Source organism: Pseudomonas sp. R45(2017), from assembly GCF_002112305.1.
Lineage (GTDB): Bacteria > Pseudomonadota > Gammaproteobacteria > Pseudomonadales > Pseudomonadaceae > Aquipseudomonas > Aquipseudomonas paraglycinae.
In genome coordinates this window covers 533,644-550,754 of the sequence record NZ_NEHH01000003.1, presented here as the reverse complement: position 1 = coordinate 550,754, position 17,111 = coordinate 533,644, and the positions used below count along the sequence as shown (strand labels likewise).

At 59.6% G+C, this 17,111-nt stretch carries 8 protein-coding genes; 3 read left to right on the top strand and 5 right to left on the bottom strand.

The features are described from left to right. Positions 1-35: 35 nt before the first annotated feature. Positions 36-986 carry a Dyp-type peroxidase gene (locus CAF74_RS09770; RefSeq protein WP_085746220.1) on the bottom strand — a complete coding sequence of 317 codons (951 nt, stop codon included), beginning with the start codon at positions 984-986 and terminating at the stop codon, positions 36-38. 192 nt (positions 987-1,178) lie between these two features. On the opposite strand from CAF74_RS09770, the gene CAF74_RS09765 reads away from it, so the two are divergent. Then, complete coding sequence (locus CAF74_RS09765; protein WP_085746219.1) at positions 1,179-2,156, top strand: TerC family protein; 978 nt, start codon at positions 1,179-1,181, stop codon at positions 2,154-2,156. Positions 2,157-2,197: 41 nt separating this feature from the next. Here the strand turns inward: CAF74_RS09765 and CAF74_RS09760 are convergent, their stop codons facing one another. Both CAF74_RS09760 and CAF74_RS09755 read right to left on the bottom strand, forming a co-directional pair. Further along, complete coding sequence (locus CAF74_RS09760) at positions 2,198-3,298, bottom strand: polyamine ABC transporter substrate-binding protein (protein WP_085746218.1); 1,101 nt, start codon at positions 3,296-3,298, stop codon at positions 2,198-2,200. A 252-nt stretch (positions 3,299-3,550) separates the two neighbouring features. Continuing rightward, complete coding sequence (locus tag CAF74_RS09755; protein ID WP_085746217.1) at positions 3,551-4,957, bottom strand: cytosine permease; 1,407 nt, start codon at positions 4,955-4,957, stop codon at positions 3,551-3,553. A 325-nt stretch (positions 4,958-5,282) separates the two neighbouring features. On the opposite strand from CAF74_RS09755, the gene CAF74_RS09750 reads away from it, so the two are divergent. Together CAF74_RS09750 and CAF74_RS09745 are read left to right on the top strand one after the other, a co-directional pair. After that, a complete protein-coding gene (locus CAF74_RS09750; protein ID WP_007950450.1) occupies positions 5,283-5,768 on the top strand; it encodes a flavin reductase family protein in 486 nt (161 codons plus the stop codon). A 67-nt stretch (positions 5,769-5,835) separates the two neighbouring features. Next, entirely contained in the window at positions 5,836-6,879 is a 1,044-nt protein-coding gene (locus tag CAF74_RS09745; protein WP_007950451.1) for an LLM class flavin-dependent oxidoreductase, read from the top strand. Between the two features lie 81 nt (positions 6,880-6,960). Here the strand turns inward: CAF74_RS09745 and CAF74_RS09740 are convergent, their stop codons facing one another. Both CAF74_RS09740 and CAF74_RS09735 read right to left on the bottom strand, forming a co-directional pair. Continuing rightward, on the bottom strand, positions 6,961-7,224 hold the full coding sequence (locus CAF74_RS09740; RefSeq protein WP_085746216.1) for a hypothetical protein: 264 nt from the start codon (positions 7,222-7,224) through the stop codon (positions 6,961-6,963). After that, on the bottom strand, positions 7,221-17,108 hold the full coding sequence (locus CAF74_RS09735) for a hemagglutinin repeat-containing protein (protein WP_085746215.1): 9,888 nt from the start codon (positions 17,106-17,108) through the stop codon (positions 7,221-7,223). The genes CAF74_RS09740 and CAF74_RS09735 overlap by 4 nt, the downstream gene beginning before the upstream one ends. Positions 17,109-17,111 lie beyond the last annotated feature (3 nt).

The window sequence follows — 17,111 nt, the reverse complement described above, 5'->3', positions numbered from 1 at the left end:
GCAAAACGGCGGGATCAATTGATCCCGCCGTTTTTTTATCGCTCTGCCAACTCTTCCAGTAAATCCGCCGAAGGCACAAAGAACAGACTGCCGGTGACCGCCGTGCTGAAGTCCAGCAACCGGTCGTAGTTGCCCGGCGGCTTGCCGACAAACATGTTCTCCAGCATCTGTTCCAGCGGGTCCGGCGAACGCGCGTAGCCAATGAAATAAGTGCCGAACTCCCCCGCGCCGGGCCGGCCGAACGGCATGTTGTCGCGCAGGATTTTCACCTCTTCGCCGTCCTTGGTGATGGTGGTCAACGCACTGTGGGAATTGCTCGGTTTGACCGAATCATCCAGCTCGATATCGGACAGTTTGGTGCGCCCGATCACCCGCTCCTGCGCCTCGACCGGCAATTCGTTCCACGCCTTCATGTTGTGCAGGTACTTCTGCACCAAAACGTAACTGCTGCCACTGAACGGCTGATCTTCATCGCCCACGAGGGTGAAATGCTCGGCTTTGCGGCCGACCGGATTTTCCGTGCCGTCGACGAAACCGATGATGCTGCGCATGTCGAAATAGCGGAAACCCTGCACTTCATCCGTTACCGTCACGGCGCCGTCCAGCGCCGACATCAATTGCGTTGCCAGTTCGAAACACAGGTCCATTTGATCGGCGCGAATGTGCAGCAGCAAGTCGCCTGGCGTGGAAACGGCGCGCCGCCCTTCCACGCCGAATTCGCGAAAGTCATGCAGGGACGCAGGGCGCGGACTGCCGAACAGACGGTCCCACGCGCTGGAAGAAAATCCGCAGACACAGGACAGGTTTCCCGAGGGGACGCGCTTGCCGACCGAGCGCGTCAGGCCGGCGATATCGGCGCACCAGCCACGGACTTTTTCGGCGGCCTCGGCCTCGGCGTTTAGGGTCGCCACGATGAATATGGCAGCGCTGGTGATCGGGCTGCAGACGGCTTGAGGATCTGGCGTGTCGATGATCGTAGCTCCCAAAGTGGTGGACTGACTCGACAGCGAGGTTAGCAAAGAAGTGCTGAATGAAGTATTACCCGCGCTCTGCCCGTGTCGACCGACACTTCGTTATTCACGAACAATAACCACGAAATAAACGATTTTTCTTTGCCGGAAGGCTCCTACTAGCATGGCCCCGTCTACCCCGAAAAACATAAAGACAGGGAGAACGGCATGCACCCCATCAACATCGGCGAACCCTGGATGTGGGTCGCCTTCATCGTTTTTGTCCTCGCCATGCTGGCCGTCGACCTGTTCGTCTTCGGTGGGCGCAAGGCGCATCGGGTTTCGGTACGGGAAGCCTCATCCTGGGTGATCGCCTGGTGCATGCTGGCGATGGCCTTCGCCGGGTTGCTCTGGTGGTATCTCAACGGCGAATTCGGGCCCGAAATCGCCAAGGTCAAGACCCTGGAATTCCTCACCGGTTACCTGATCGAGCAGTCGCTTTCGATCGACAACATGTTCGTCTTCGTGATGATCTTCAGCTACTTCGCCGTGCCGCCGGAGTTGCAGCGCCGGGTGCTGCTGTACGGCGTGCTCGGGGCGATCGTGATGCGCGCAGCGATGATCTTTGCCGGCGTATGGCTGGTATCGCAGTTCACCTGGCTGCTGTATGTGTTCGGCGTGTTCCTGATCATCACCGGGATCAAGATGCTGGTGTTCGCCGAGCAGCAACCGGACCTCGATAACAACCCGCTCCTGCGCTGGGTGCGCGGGCATCTGCGGATCACCAACGGCTTTCACGGCGAGCGTTTTTTCGTGCTGCAGAACGGTGTGCGCTGGGCCACGCCGATGTTTCTGGTATTGGTGCTGATCGAGGCCAGCGACCTGATGTTCGCGGTCGACAGCATCCCGGCGATTTTCGCGGTGACCACCGATCCTTTCATCATTTTCACCTCGAACATCTTCGCGATCATGGGGCTGCGGGCACTGTACTTTTTGCTGGCGGACATGGCCGACCGTTTTCATCTGCTCAAGTATGGGCTGGCGCTGGTGCTGGTGTTCATCGGCGGGAAAATGACGGTGATGCCGTGGTTTCACATGCCGGTGGAGTGGTCGCTGGCGATTGTTGGCGGGCTAATTCTGGCGTCGGTGGTGCTGAGTCTGATCCTGACGAAGGACAAGTCGCCTGAAGAAAGTCAGGCGAAATAACGGCCGAGGGAGCGAACGGATTCGCTCCCTCGGCTTTGAGCTTATTTATCCGACTTGATACTGGTCCACACCCGGGTCCGCACCCGCTCCAGTTTCTGCGGCAACGGCTGCACCACGTAAAGTTTCTTCAGTGCTTCGCTGGTCGGCGTCAGGTTCGGGTTGCCGGTGATTTCCTTGTTGATCAGCGGCAGCGAATCCTTGTTGGCATTCGGGTAGCCGAGGAAGTCGCTGATCGAAGCGATGACCTTCGGATCGAGCAAGGTGTTGAGGAACTCGTGGGCCTCTTCGACGTTCTTCGCGCTCTTCGGAATGGCGAAGGTGTCGAACCAGATCGGCGCGCCTTCCTTCGGCAGGCGCCAGTCGACCACCACGCCGTTGCCCGCCTCTTTGGCGCGGTTGCCGAATTGGTAGAAGCTGCCGGAATAACCGATGGCCACGCAGATGTCGCCGTTGGCGATGTCGGTCATGTACTTGGCCGAGTTGAAGTAGGTGACGTAAGGGCGAACCTTGAGCATCAGGTCCTTGGCTTTCTCATAGTCGGCCGGGTTCTGGCTGTTCGGGTCCAGGCCCAGGTAGTGCAGAGCCAGCGGCAGGATTTCCGACGGCGAATCGAGCATCGCCACGCCGCAGGATTTCAGCTTTTCCATGTTCTCCGGTTTGAACACCAGGTCCCAACTGTCCACCGGCGCATTCTCGCCGAGCGCCGCCTTGACCTTGGCCGGGTTGAAACCGATCAGCACCGTGCCGACCATGTAGGGCACGCCGTACTGGTTGCCGGGGTCGTTGGCGTCGAGCAGCTTGAGCAGCGCCGGGTCCTGGTGACTCCAGTTCGGCAACTTGGACTTGTCGAGTTTCTGGAACACGCCGGCCTTGATCTGGGTATCGAGGAACTGGTTCGACGGCACCACCAGGTCATAGCCGGAGTTGCCGGTCAGCAGCTTGGCTTCGAGGGATTCGTTGGTGTCGAAGGTGTCCCAGGTCACTTTGATGTTGCTTTTGGAGGCGAAATCCTTGGGCACCGACGGCAGGATGTAATCCGCCCAGTTGTACACCCGCAGTTCGCGCTGTTCGGCCTGTACGGCGCTGGCCAGCAGCGTCAGCCCGAAAACAGTAGCGCCCAGAATGCGTTTCATCGTGACCATGTTGTGTTTCCCCGAATGCAGCGTGAGTCGATGGTTTTTATGTTCTGTACACGGCAGCGGCTAGCAAATCAGCCAAGGGCAAGGAAGGTGCAGCATTTTGTTGTGGCTTCGATTCTTCCTGACAGCGTAGACGCGGCACAGTAGCCCGTTGGCCAAAAGGGGATCGAAATGGCCAATTTGCGTGACCGCCGGGATGCGGAAACAACAATGCCCGGCGAAGTGCCGGGCATTGTTTGAGCAGCCTGCGAAGGATCAGTCGGTGAAACCCAACCGCGCCGCCCTGCTCTGCTGGGTCTGTCCACGGGTCGCCAGGCAGTAATACAGCGGGCATGTCACGATCAGGCCGACCAGCCACGACAGGTCCGCGCCTTCCACCAGATTGGCGTACGGCCCGACGTACAGCGACGTGTTGGCGAATGGCAGCTGCACGATAATGCCGATGAAGTAGGCAATGATCGCGTGCAGGTTGAAGCGCCCATAAATGCCACCGTCGGCGCGGAAGATCGAGGCGATGTCATAGCTGCCGCGCTTGATCAGGTAGAAGTCGATCAGGTTGATCGACGCCCACGGCACCAGCACCAGCAGCAACGCCAGAATTAATCCGATGAATTCGGAAATGAAATCCGCCGACGCGCCCAGCGCTACAACGCAGCATCCCGCCAGCACCACGCTCGACAGGATCACCCGCACCTTGATGCTCGGCGTCCACTGGCTGGCGAAGGTCTGGATCGAGGTGATGATCGACAGTACCGCGCCATACAGATTCAGCGCGTTATGGCTGATGATGTTGAGCAGGAACAGCACCATCAGAATCGGCCCCAGCCAACCGGTGGACTGCTTGACCGCTGCCATCGCCTCGGTGCCTTCCGGGGTTGCCAGCACCGCCACCGAGCCGAAGGTGAACGACAGAATCGTGCCCAGCGTGGCGCCCAGATAAGTCGCGATAAATGGCTTGCCGATACCGATGTCCGCCGGCAGGTAACGGGAATAGTCGGAGACGTACGGCGAGAAACTGATCTGCCAGATGATCCCCAGGGACACCGTCGCCAGCCATCCCGAAAGATTGAAGCTGCCACGGGTAAAGAAGTCCGCCGGCAACTCATGGGCAAAGATGTAGATGAACCCGGCTAGCAGCGCACTGCCCATCACCCAGGTGCCGATGCGATTGAGCGTGTGGATGAAGTTGTAGCCGATCACGCCGATGGCCGTGGCGCTGAGGGCGCCGATCAGAATGCTCAACGGCGCCGGCACCGACGGCGCAATGCCGACGATGGATTTGCCGGCCAGCACGATGTTGGAAATGAAGAAGCCGATATAGATGATCGCGGCGAAGAACACGATCAATAGCGCGCCGTAACGCCCGAACTGGCCCCGACTCTGGACCATCTGCGGAATGCCCATGCGCGGACCTTGCGCCGACGCCAGGGCGATCACCACCCCGCCGATCATGTGCCCCAGCGCAATCGCCAGCAGCCCCCAGAACAGGTCGAGATGAAACACCTGAACCACCATGGCGCCGGTGACAATGGGCAGTGGCGCAATGTTGGTGCTGAACCAAAGGGTGAAAAGGTCGCGGGCCTTCCCGTGGCGTTCCGCGAGTGGGACGTAGTCGACCGTGTGATTCTCGATCAACGGATCTTGCCGGGACATCTGGGACATAAAAATGAACTCGATTGGGTCTGTTCTTATCGTTGTATGAAGCCAAACCGGGGGAGCTTCGTGGCCGCCCCTCAGATGAAGACCATATTATGGTATTCCAACATTTTCACAAGACTGATCCGCTGTTTACGACGGCATCTGATCCGGCATCCTCCCTGATAGCCAGCGTTCACGGCTAGAGAAAAGCCCCGTGAATGCTGAGTTTCCGACGGATGAACCACGTTTATCGTTTCACCAAAAAAGCGCTTGCAATCGATGTATTACGGTATACCATCAGACCCATAAACACATAAAAACACGCTTCACCGCACTCGAGGATTGACCAATGATCGATGCTGCCGTCTACAAACAAGTCATGGGCTCGTTCCCGTCCGGCGTTACCGTCATCACCACGCTGGATGACGACGGCCAGATCGTCGGCCTGACCGCCAGCGCTTTCAGTTCGCTGTCGATGGATCCGGCCCTGGTGCTGTTCTGCCCCAACTACAGTTCCGACTCCTACCCTGTCCTGATCAAGAACAAACGCTTTGCCATTCACGTCCTGTCCGGCGGCCAACAGAGCGAAGCCTATGCGTTCGCCCGCAAAGGCAAGGACAAGGCGCAGGGCATCGAGTGGACGCTGAGCGAACTGGGCAACCCGATCCTGGCCAACGCGACAGCTATCATCGAATGTGAGCTGTGGCGCGAATACGAAGGCGGCGACCACGCGATCATGGTCGGCGCGGTGAAAAACCTCATCGTCCCTCAGCAGGACGCCGGCCCGCTGGTGTACTGCCACGGCAAGATGGGCGCCCTGCCCGCCTTCGCCTGATCTGCACGATTGCACTTAAACAGGCCGGCAAGCGACCGGCCAACCACAAGAGATTCGAGGTAGCGTCATGAAATTTTCCCTGTTCGTACACATGGAGCGCTGGGACGAAAGCGTCAGCCACCGTCAACTGTTCGAAGACCTGACCGAACTGACGTTGATGGCCGAGGCCGGCGGTTTCAGCACCGTGTGGATCGGCGAACACCACGCGATGGAATACACCATCTCGCCGAGCCCGATGCCGCTGCTGGCCTACCTCGCGGCCAAGACCACCACCATTCATCTGGGCGCCGGCACCATCATCGCGCCGTTCTGGCATCCGCTGCGGGTTGCCGGTGAATGCGCATTGCTCGACGTGATCAGCAACGGCCGGATGGAAGTAGGCCTGGCGCGCGGCGCCTATCAGGTGGAGTTCGATCGCATGGCCGGCGGTATGCCCGCCTCCAGCGGCGGTCAGGCGCTACGGGAAATGGTCCCGGTGGTGCGCGCGCTGTGGCAAGGCGACTACGCCCACAACGGCGAGATCTGGAAATTCCCCACCTCCACCAGCGTGCCGAAACCGATCCAAAAGCCGAACCCGCCGATGTGGATCGCCGCCCGCGACCCGGACTCGCACAACTTCGCCGTGGCCAACGGCTGCAACGTAATGGTCACGCCATTGATGAAGGGCGATGAAGAAGTCCTCGATCTGAAGAACAAGTTCCAGACTGCGCTGGACAACAACCCCGACGTGCCGCGCCCGCAACTGATGGTGCTGCGTCATACCCACGTGCACTCGGCGGATGACCCGGAAGGCTGGAAGGTTGGCGCGAAAGCCATCTCACGTTTCTATCGCACGTTCGACGCGTGGTTCGGCAACAAGGAAGTGCCGGTGAACGGCTTCCTCGCCCCGAGCCCGGAAGAGAAGTTTGCCGGACGTCCGGAGTTTGAACTGGAGAGCCTGCACAAAACCGCCATGATCGGCACGCCGGAAGAGATCATTCCGCGGATCAAGTACTACCAGGAACTGGGGGTGGATGAGTTCAGCTTCTGGTGCGACAACAGCTTGCCGCATGCGGAGAAGAAGAAATCGCTGGAGCTGTTTATCAAGCATGTGGTGCCGGCGTTTCGGTGATACGCCGCAGGGGGTATCCACAATAAAAAACGCCCCGACAGGTTCGGGGCGTTTTTTTAGGGGGAGGCATTCTTCCAAGGCTCAGTCTTTTTGCTTTTCGTGTCTGATTTTGCGCCTGGCAAGGAATGCTTGTAAGAACAAGGACACGACAGCGAAAGATGAGTAAATTCCGGCCCCTATCAATGTTCTGATGACCCCCTTCAGGCTAAACGCCCACTCACCATGTTTAAAGTAATAAGCAACTGTGGCTATCGCCACGACACATGCGCCTACCAAAACAAAGAGCATATAGGTTCGGATCAATAAACCGACAATCTGGCGGACACTGATTTTGTCAGTCTTCACTTTTTGCCTCCCAGATCTTGAATATAATCTCCGATAGCCTCAGAACCATAAGATACCGCCGAATTGCCCACGGTCGTCGCCGCCGTTTCGCCGAGGTAGGGCTTGAGTGTATTGCTGATAACAGGCCCCCCCTTGAACCCGATGGTCGTCCCGGCAAACGAGCCGATCATCGGCAGGATTGGATCTTCACCCTTGATCAAACTGCCGGCGTAGGCGCCGCTAAGCCCCACACTCTGGGTAGCGACAAAGCCCTTGCCTTGAGTCAAGGCACCGACCAGCGTCGCAATGAATGCATCGGAATAGCTGAATTTCTCTCCTTTGGTCAGTTGATAGCTGACATTCGCCCCGCCCGATATTGCTGCCCCCGCCGCCATGGCGACGAGACCTGCAGTCAGCTCGGTTCCGACCAGCGGACCGGCCGCAAAGATCAGGTAGCCCTGGATCATCCCTTTTGCAGTCGGCCCCTCAAAGCCGACGCCTTCTCGCTCGTCCTTCAGTACTTTGGCAATTTGCTCGTTCGAGTAACCCTGTCCGACGGCCCACTCGGCAAGGGACATTGCTGCAGCTCCCGATGGTATCAGGAACATGTCGTTGTTTTCGGCCGTGTTTTTCCCGGCCTGCGCAGCTGCGACAGCAGATGCGGTATCACCCCCGATGATGCCACCGGAAATGCCGCTGGCCAGGGTGGCCAACGCCGATACGCTCTGCTTCTGACTTTCGGTCAACGACCTCACATCCGTCGTGCCATACAACGCCTGCATGATCAGATCGGTACTCACCGCCGAGACAGCCGCACCGGTGGCACCTGCCGCGGCATTGCTGCCTTGAACGGCCGCAGTCAACGCGCCGAGAACGGCGTGGGCCATGACCCTTGCTTCTTCATTGCCCGCTGTCATCTTCTTGATGGTTTCAGCCAGGTAGGGAGCGGAAGCTCCCACCAGCGCCTGTGCAATGTTGCCGCCTGCCAGCCCCTGGATCGCTGCGGTCACCGCCTGTGCAGCCTGCTGGAAACTGCCACCGGTGCCATAGCTGGACATTGTGTTCTTGTAGGCGTTGGTCGCTTGAAGCACGGCAATGTAAGCCTGGCGATCTTCATAGGAAGCATCCGGACTGGCGCCCGGCATCTTGCGTTGCTCTGGTGTCAGCTCTGCCTCGGCAGCCTTGCTGGCTGCAATCATGCCCTGGGTTCGAACGATGTTCATCGTCTGGCTGCCGATCTCACCGATCAGTTGCGCCTGACGAAGTCGTTGCTGTTCTTTCTCCTTGTTGAAGATCGGACTCAGCGCGTTGTTGGCATTCTCCACATCGCGACTGAGCGTCGACACGTCCTGCTGTTGATTGTTCTTGTCACGAATGAGCAGCGTTGCACCGGAAATCGCCGAGTTCGTGGTGCTGCTGGCGTGACCGCTGTTGTTGCTGCCGACAAGCAGCATGCTGCCCATGTTCCCGAGAAGCTGGGCACCCGCACCACCGCTGCTGCTGGCACTGACACTTTGGTGCTGACTGGAGAAGTCAGCCTTGTTGTCGATGTCCGCCCAGCCCAGCGTTCCGGTACTCAGGATGTTTTTGTCAGCGGTCGCGGTGCTGGCGATGACACTGCCGTTGAGCTGGGTATGTCCGCCGACCTCCAGCTGGAAACCGCCCTTCCCGGCATAAATCCCTGTCTGTTCCTGCACACTGTCAAAGTTGGATTTGATCTTGTCCTTGCTGACGCTGAGCGATCCGCTGCCCGTCATCGAACCGAAGGTAAAGCTGGCGCCCCCACTGACATTGGTCTGTTTGGAGTCGTAGCGGTCAGTGTCCTGCAAGCTGGTCAGCGTCAGGTTGCGGCCGACATTCGCCACCACCTGCTGGGCATTGGCCTGAGCGCCGATCAGATTGGTGTCGCGCCCACTGCCGATCTTCAGTTTGTTGCCCGCATCCAGCGTGGTTTCGGTCCATGTCGTGCCGTTGCCGGATTCCTTGCCTACGCCTTTGTTGCCATTGGCAAAGATACTCAGCCCGGCACCGCTGGAGCCAACCCCAAGACTGATACCGACAGCGCCGCCGCTACTGGAATTCGATCCTTCAACCTTCTGCGTGTTGGCCGCAGCCAGAAGATTAACGTCACGATTGGCAACCACCACCATGTCGTTGGTGGCTTGCAGTTTGCTGCCCTGGATGTTGATGTCACCGTCAGCGAAACCGGCCTTGCCACTGCCCGTCGCAACGATGTACAGGTTTTTGCCGGCGGTCAGCGTACTGCCCTGACTGACACTTTGTTCCTGGACTTGAGTCGAGGTGGATTTCTGCGTGCCCAGAGACAAACTGATGCCTGCGAAACTGCCAGCCTCGGCGCCCGAGCTCAATGCCTGCGCAGCCTGGTAAGCCTGATAGCCTGAAAGCCCTGCCTTGACTCCCTGAAGTGCTGCCAGACGCGTGTCATCTTCATGCCTGGCTGCCTGCGCAGTCTGATAGGCAGTATTCACGGCCTCTCCGACAACACCCGACAACGCCAGCGTCAGACCGCTTTTTTTACTTTCCTGAGTCTGTCGAGTGCTGCTTTCGTTCTGCGCAGCAAGAATATTGACGTTTTGAGCGGCCAGGCTGATATCGCCACCGGCAATAGCGTCCGACGCTTTAATGGTGAGGTTTTTCCCCGCGGTGATGTTCACGTTACCCAGCACACTGCCCACCGTACTGCCCTTCTGGGTCTCGGTATGAGTGGACTGAGTGGAGGCGAGCTTGGAGGAGCCCAAGGTCACGCCAATCCCCCCGGAACTCATCAACCCCGACTTTTTGGTCGACTGACTATGCTCGGCACTGAAGGTCTCGACACCGCTTTCGATACGAATGTCATTGCGGGCCTGCAGATCCGTCTGCCGCGTCGACACCACATTACTGGCCGAGACCAGCAGATCATGTCCCGCCTGCACCAGCACAGTCTCACCGCCCAGGGTCGACCCTGAGAGCCAGGTGCTGCTCGAAGAATCACTACTCGCCTTGCTGGTGCTCGACAGCCCCAGACCACCGGACTTGGAGGATGCCGAGGCGTTGAACGCGCTGTTTTGCGCAGCCGTGACGTTCACATCATTGCCTGCCATCAAGTGGAGGCCGCCCTTGTCGCTATTGACTTTCGAGCCCTCGATATTGATGTCGTTCGTTGCCACCAGCATGGTCTTGCCCTGAGCCTGAATGACCGACCCGACCGCCTCTTCGCTGCCACTCTCGGTCATGGTCGAGCTCTTCTTGCCGAACGAACCTTTCTTGGTTTTGGTGTAATAGGAATAATCGGTATCGGCGGCGCTCTCGAGGTTCAAATTGTCCCCGGCGAAGACAAAGGCTTCACCCTGAGTCGTTGCCTGGCTTGCGATGAGCGTCAGGTCGTTGCCGGCTCTCAGGGCCAAATCCCCACCCGCCTTGATGGTGCTCGACTGCTGACGTACATGATCCTCCTCCGCACGGAACTTCTTGTTCCAGCCGCTGGCATGGGATTCGTCCGCCGCTGAAGCAATCGTCAGGTCGCCTTTGGCATTGATATCGACATTGCCTTTGGCCTCGACATTACTCGCCACAACGCTAACGTCACGCTGGGCCGTAACCTTGAGCGTGCCGCCGACGTTGACGTCCGAGCCATGCTGCTTGACCGTCGAATACTGATAGTTGGTATTGCTGCGGTCTGTCGTCTGCTCGGTCGAGTCGATGTGTACATCGCGCCCGGCTGTCAGCGTAGTATCGCCGCCACTCTTCAGCACACTGCCGGTGTTGTTGATGTCCCGACCGGCGCCGATAACCAGTGCGTTCGCCGCTTCGATGCGCGCCGCGTTATCGACGAAGTCGGTTTCTTCGCTGAGACGTCCGTCACTGCTACGGTGGGTGGTCACGGTGCGTTCGTTGATCACGTCGCCGCGTTCGGCGGTGAGCGTGACATCGCGACCGGAGATGATCCCGCCGGCCTTGTTAGTCAGGTTGTCGGTCGCCGTCAGCTTCAAGAGGTTGCCGGCCTCGACCAGACCACTGCTCACCAGATCTTTTTTGGCCGTGGCATCGAGGTTTTGACTGGCGCGCAACGTGCCGGAGTTTTCAAGGTTTTCACCGGCAATCAGCGTGACGTCCTTACCCTGGATCAACGAGCCCGTGGCCGCAAGACGATTATTGGCGTTGGCCAGGTACAGCACCGGCACCAGGACTTTTTCGCCGTTCACTTCACGCTCTTCGAGCCAGACGATGTCGTGCGTCAACGCCGCGACCTGCTGCGCACTGAGACTGACGCCCACACTCAGGTTCAACGTGTTCTTGCTGGCGATGGCGTTGTCCATCAGGTACTTGAAGACCCCCTCGTCGGAGGTCTGACCGTCGATGAAGCGCTGCCCCGTCCGGGCGACGACGGCCTGCTGGACCAGTTTCTGTTCGAACAGGCCATCACCCAGGCGCTTGGCGCTCTGATCGGCGTCGTAACCCAGGCCCTGAAGCAGGTAATCCGAACTCATGAACTGCTTGAGGTCAGTGAGTACCGGGTTGGTTTCGATCAGGTATTTGTGCGGCTGGGATTTGCCGGCGTTGCTTGGCAGACCCTGTACGCGATTGACGGTCACCGGTGTGGTCGACACGCCGCCGGTGACTTTGCCACCGGTGAGCGTCCAGCTTTGCGGGCCGGTAGTGGCCGGGGCGCTGCCACCCTCCTGACTCAGGCGGAAAAGACCGTTCTGACCTGTCGGCAGGCTGAAGCCCGGCAAGTCGATCGGGCTGACCTGTTGCTGGGCCAGGTCCGGGGGCAGTTGCGGATTGATCTTGACCACGGTGGAGTAGCCGTTGCCAACGCCGGTGTCGGTGTTGGTCTTGCCCGCCGCGACGTAGCTGTAATAAGGCCGCACCACGCTGTTGTCGATGGTCTGGGCCGCATCCAGTCTGATGTTGCCGCCGGCCTGGATCACGGCGTCGTAGGAGCTGCCCGAGCCTGTGACGGTGGAAACGCTTTCGGTCAGCTTGCCACCGCCCAGAAGGCTGATGAAATGGCTCAAATCGGCTTCGACGGTGGCCGAAGGCGTGCCGCCGTTCTTGTCGTTGAAGGCTTTGGCGGCAGGCTCGGCGGCGAAGATCTGGTCAACGTAGTTCCAGTAGGTTCGCTTGGTGATGATTTCCTGCTCTTGCAGGCCTTTGTTGGTGATGGTGCCGGCAGTCACATTGATATTGCCGGTGGCCGCGATGGTGCTGCTGACGTTGTTCAGCGCCTGAGCGTTGATCGACATATTGCCGCCGCTGGTCAGGCTTGCGGCAGCGCTGCTGTTGTCGACTTTCAGGCGATCGGTTTCGGCGATTTCCCAATGCCCGTTGCGGCGACCGCCACTGCGAAAATCACACCCGGCAATCGGGATCAGGTTGCAGTCGATCTGCGTGATGACTACCGAGCTTTTTTCATGTGCCGTGTATTCGAGAATGTCCCTCACGTTGTTCACGGTCAGGGCATTGATGGTCAGGTCCTGCGCGCTGTAGATCTCACCCGAACGGTTGTCCAGCAAGTCTGCCTTGGCGCTGTCGCGATCCCGGCCGATGTGCACATTGCTCAGACCGTATACGTTGCCGTAGGCATTGGTGAAACTGGACAGCAGCAGACGCATGTCACCGCCACTGGTGATCAGGCCTCTGTCGTTCAACAGTGCGCCGGTGGTCAGGGTCAGGTCTTTGCCGGCGCCGAGGGTGCCGTAGTTGTTGACAGTGGCAGCCGTGAGGGTCAGGTCGCCGCTGGATGTCAGCCGCCCCTGATTGCTCAACAGGCCGTTGATATTGACCGTGGAATTGCCGCCACCGGCAATGCTGGTCCCGGCGCCGAGGGTCAGTTGACCGCTTTTGAGCGTCAGGTCGCCGAGGCTGCTGGTGCGACCGTTGCCGGAATAGTTGCCCCACAAGGTCAGATCCAGCGATCCGTCACTGGCGATCATCCCGTCGTTGTTCCAGTAACCACCACTACCTGTCAGCTTGCTGGACGCCAGCAATTGACCACCTGCGGTCTGGTTGAAGTTGTTGATGTTGACGGTCAAGCGGTCGGCCTGGATCACGCTGCCGTTGGTCCAGCTATCCGCCGCCAGCGTCAGGGCGCCGCGCGTGACGAAGCTGCCGCCAGCGCTGCCGAGTTGAGCGGTGGCAATGTCGAAAATCCCGCTCCCGACATGCAGCACGTTACCGCCCGCGTTCAACAATCCACCCGCCCCAAGGCTGAAGTCACTGTTGGCGCTTTCAACGGCGCCGTTGCGGTTATCGAACAGTCCGCCCACGCTGAACGCGGTTTTGCCGGTGTTGCCCAGTGCGCGCAACTGACCGGTCTGGTTATCGACGCTGGCGGCGCCGACGCTCAGGGTGCTGGCGCTTTCGATGATGCCTTTGCGGTTGTTCAGGGCGCCGCGCAGGCTGAGATCGATTTGTTGGCCGGCGATCTGGCCACCCGTGTCGCCACTATTATCGAAATCCCTGCCGGTGACGCTGACACGCTGCCTGGCGACCAGCACACCGTTGCGGTTGATGAAATTGCCGGTGTTGCCCAGATCAAGGGTCGTGTCACCGCTTTGCGCAGCGATCCGTCCGCTCTCGTTGTCGAGACCGGCCAGGGCCTTGAGTGTGACGTGCTGAGCCTGGATCACGCCTCCCTGCCCATTGCGCAACAAGCCGCCGATCTGTGCAGTGAAAGCGCTTTTGAGGCTGGACAGCACACCGCCGCGGCTGTCGAGACTGGCGGCAGTGACGTCGAGGTTGCCGGACTTGGCAACGAGTCGCCCCTTCTGGTTATCGATCGCACCACCGACCTTGACGGTGAGTGCGCCTTCGCTTTGCAGCGATCCCCCGGCGTTGTCGAGGCTGGCGGCGTTCAGTTGCAGATCGGCCGCATCGCTGTAGATCAGGCCGCCACTGTTTTGCACGGCGCCGCTGGCGACAAGCGTCAGGCTGTCGTTGGCAGCGACGGTACCGCTGTTGCGGTTGTCGAGACCGCCGGTCAACAGACTGAGCAGCTTCTGGCTCACCAGTTTGCCGCCCTGGTTATTGATCTGCGCGGCACGGGTGATCACCAGCGGGCCGGCAGCAACCAGTTGGCCTCTGGTATTGGTCAGCGTGCCAAGCAGGTCGAGATTGACAGGCGCATCACTGGCCAGAACGCCTTCGGTGTTATCCAGATCAGTGCCGGTAAAACGGATGTCCCGCTTGGCGTTGATGGTCGCTTTGGTGTTGTCCAGGCGTTTGGCTTTAATGTCCAGATCGCTACCGCTGTCGATCAGGCCACCCTGAGCGTTGTTCAAAGTGCCGGTGAGGATCAGGGCTTGCGCGCCCTCACTGGAGAGAACGCCGCTGTCCGAGTTGTCGAGACTGGCAGCATTGACCTTCAAGGTGCCTTTACTGACCAGCGCGCCGGTGTTGCTGTTACGGATATCGCCCGTGAGATCCACCAACAGGTCGCCGTCACGGCTGGACAGGGTGCCGTGGTTACGGTTGTCGAGACTGCCACCGAGCAGGGTCAGGCCCTGCCAGCCGGAAATCAGGCCGTTGAGATTACGCGTGGTGTCTGCGTTCAAATCCAGCCGCTGACGGCTGAAAAGCTTGCCGTCGCTGTTGTCCATATTGCGTGCAGTAAGCGTGTAGCTGAGGTCGCTGGAAAACTCGCCACCCTGGTTGTTCAGGTCCCGCAGGTGGCTGATGCTCAACTGTCCCTTGGTGGTAATCAATCCCTTGCAGTTGTCGAGATCGCCCATCGCACCGCTGAAATCAATGGCGATGGCACTGCCCAGCAGCGAACCGCCGTTCTGGTTGTTCACGCTCGCGGCAGTGATGTCGAGATTGCGGGAGGCATTGATCAGGCCCCTGTCCTGATTGTCCAGACGGCCGTCAGCCCGCAGACTCAGATCTGCGCGGCTGGTGAATGTGCCGCCGTTATTGTTCAGGCTGCCGGTTTGAGCATCAATGCCGGCAGCAGCGATGAGCCCCTTGATATTGGTCAACGCCTGCTGCACGCGCAGGGTCAGGGTTTGATTGCTCAGCAGTTTGCCGTTGCTGTTGTCCAGGCTTGCGGCCGCCAGTGTGAAGGCCTGGGCACTGGAGATTTCGCCGTTACGGTTATCAACCTGTCGCAGGTTTTTCAGTACCAGCAGCGGTGCGTTGATCAGGCCGGTCTGGTTATTCAAGTCGCCGTTGTTCAGATCCAGCGTCAGTGACGTATCGCTGGTGAGTTGACCGCCGTCGTGTTGATCGAGGCTGGCGGCATTCATCGCCAAAGACTTGTTGCTGGCGATCCGGCCCTTGTTGCTGTTATCGACGTGCCCGGCATTGAGCGATAGGCTGTCGAGCGACGTCAGTCTGCCGTTCTGGTTGTTGATCGCGCCTGTGGCAGTGATGCTCAGCGCCCTGCCGGCATTTACCAGACCTGCCACGTTGTCCAGGCTCCCCATGCGCAGCGTCGCATCCTGCAGGCTCGACAGTTCGCCGCCACGGTTATTGAACTGGCCGATGGTTGCGTCGAGTGATCCGGTGCTGTTGATCAGGCCGCCGCCATTTAGCGCCTGGCCGACGTTGAGATTGAGGGCGCCGGTGCTCAGCACCCGGCCCTTGTTCTGGTTGTCCAGCGTCGAAGCCGACACCCGAGTGTTCTGCGAGCTCAATGTGCCGCCCTGGTTGTTCAGGGTTTGCCCCACACTGACGGTGAGGTTGCGGCTGGCCAGTACACTCTTGTTGACGTTGCCGAGACTGCCGGCGCTGAGGTTTACATCACCCGCGTTGTTACGAGTGTTATCCGCATTGACACCGGCCTCGACGATGCCGTTGTTGGTCAGTTGCCCACCGGCGCTGAGGTTGATGCTGTCGCGAGCCGCAAGGGTCTGCTGGTTGGTCAGATTGCCCTGGGTTTGCAAATTAGCACTGGTGCCGGCGTAGACCGGGCCTTGCGCATCGAGGCTGGACGCCTTGATGTTGACGGCATTGGCCGCAGAAACCTGCGCCACGGTCAATTGCCCGTTGGCATCAATCTGGATATCACCGCCACTGGCCGCCAGGTTGCCCGCCAGTTTCACCCCGACCCCGGACTCGGTGCCCACCAGTTTGATCGCCCCGGCGTACATCCCGCCGAGCGCGGAAGAGTCGATCGCCAGTTGCGGCCTGGCACTGCCATCGTCTGCTCGCGCCGTCGCATCGAGGCTTTGCGCGTTCACGTCGTTGCGACCGGCCACGATGGTCAGGTTCTGCGCCTGAATTTCAGCGTTGATTTTTGCGCTGCGGGTGATGATCTCGAAGCGGTCGACGTTACTGGCATTGAGCCCCGCACCTTCGATGGCGACGCTGCCCTGATCGACCTGAAAGCGGTCCAGCCGCCCCATGCCATCGATCACCGGTTTGCCGGTTGTCAGGGTCACCCGTGGGGAGTTGATGAACCCGCAACCGTTACAGGTGATGCCGTAAGGGTTGGCGACGATCACCCGCGCCGACTGCCCCGCGACTTCGGTGTAGCCGCGCAACTGACTGGGATTGCCACTGATTACCTCGTTGAGAATCGCCTGGGCTGCCACCCGATTGGTCAGGTTGGGGTTGCCGACGATGATCCCGCCCAGTTGTGTCTGCCCGGTCTGCGCCGCCACGTTGTTGAGGATGACGCCCTGCGCACCGACGTTGTAGTCATGGAACTGGTTGTGCGACAGGCCTGCAGCGTTGGGTGTGGCGATGTTGACGATAGGCACGCCGTTGCCCGCCTGACCCAGGCTTGTGCCGGGATTGGCCACCACGATGCCGTCCGCCTGTGCCCACATCGGTTGCCAGAACATGACGTTGGCCAGCAAGAACGCCAGTCCGCGCTTGGGCATGCCCCAGAAGTGCTCGTGTTTTTCTACGTCTGCAGATGACTGTCGAGCAATAAAGGCGTACTGACGAACGTCCATGTC

Excerpts from the sequence above, each read along its gene's own strand:
- CAF74_RS09765 (WP_085746219.1), top strand. The coding sequence starts at position 1,179 with ATGCACCCCATCAACATCGGCGAACCCTGGATGTGGGTCGCCTTCATC.
- CAF74_RS09760 (WP_085746218.1), bottom strand. The coding sequence starts at position 3,298 with ATGGTCACGATGAAACGCATTCTGGGCGCTACTGTTTTCGGGCTGACG.
- CAF74_RS09755 (WP_085746217.1), bottom strand. The coding sequence starts at position 4,957 with ATGTCCCAGATGTCCCGGCAAGATCCGTTGATCGAGAATCACACGGTC.
- CAF74_RS09750 (WP_007950450.1), top strand. The coding sequence starts at position 5,283 with ATGATCGATGCTGCCGTCTACAAACAAGTCATGGGCTCGTTCCCGTCC.
- CAF74_RS09745 (WP_007950451.1), top strand. The coding sequence starts at position 5,836 with ATGAAATTTTCCCTGTTCGTACACATGGAGCGCTGGGACGAAAGCGTC.
- CAF74_RS09735 (WP_085746215.1), bottom strand. The coding sequence starts at position 17,108 with ATGGACGTTCGTCAGTACGCCTTTATTGCTCGACAGTCATCTGCAGAC.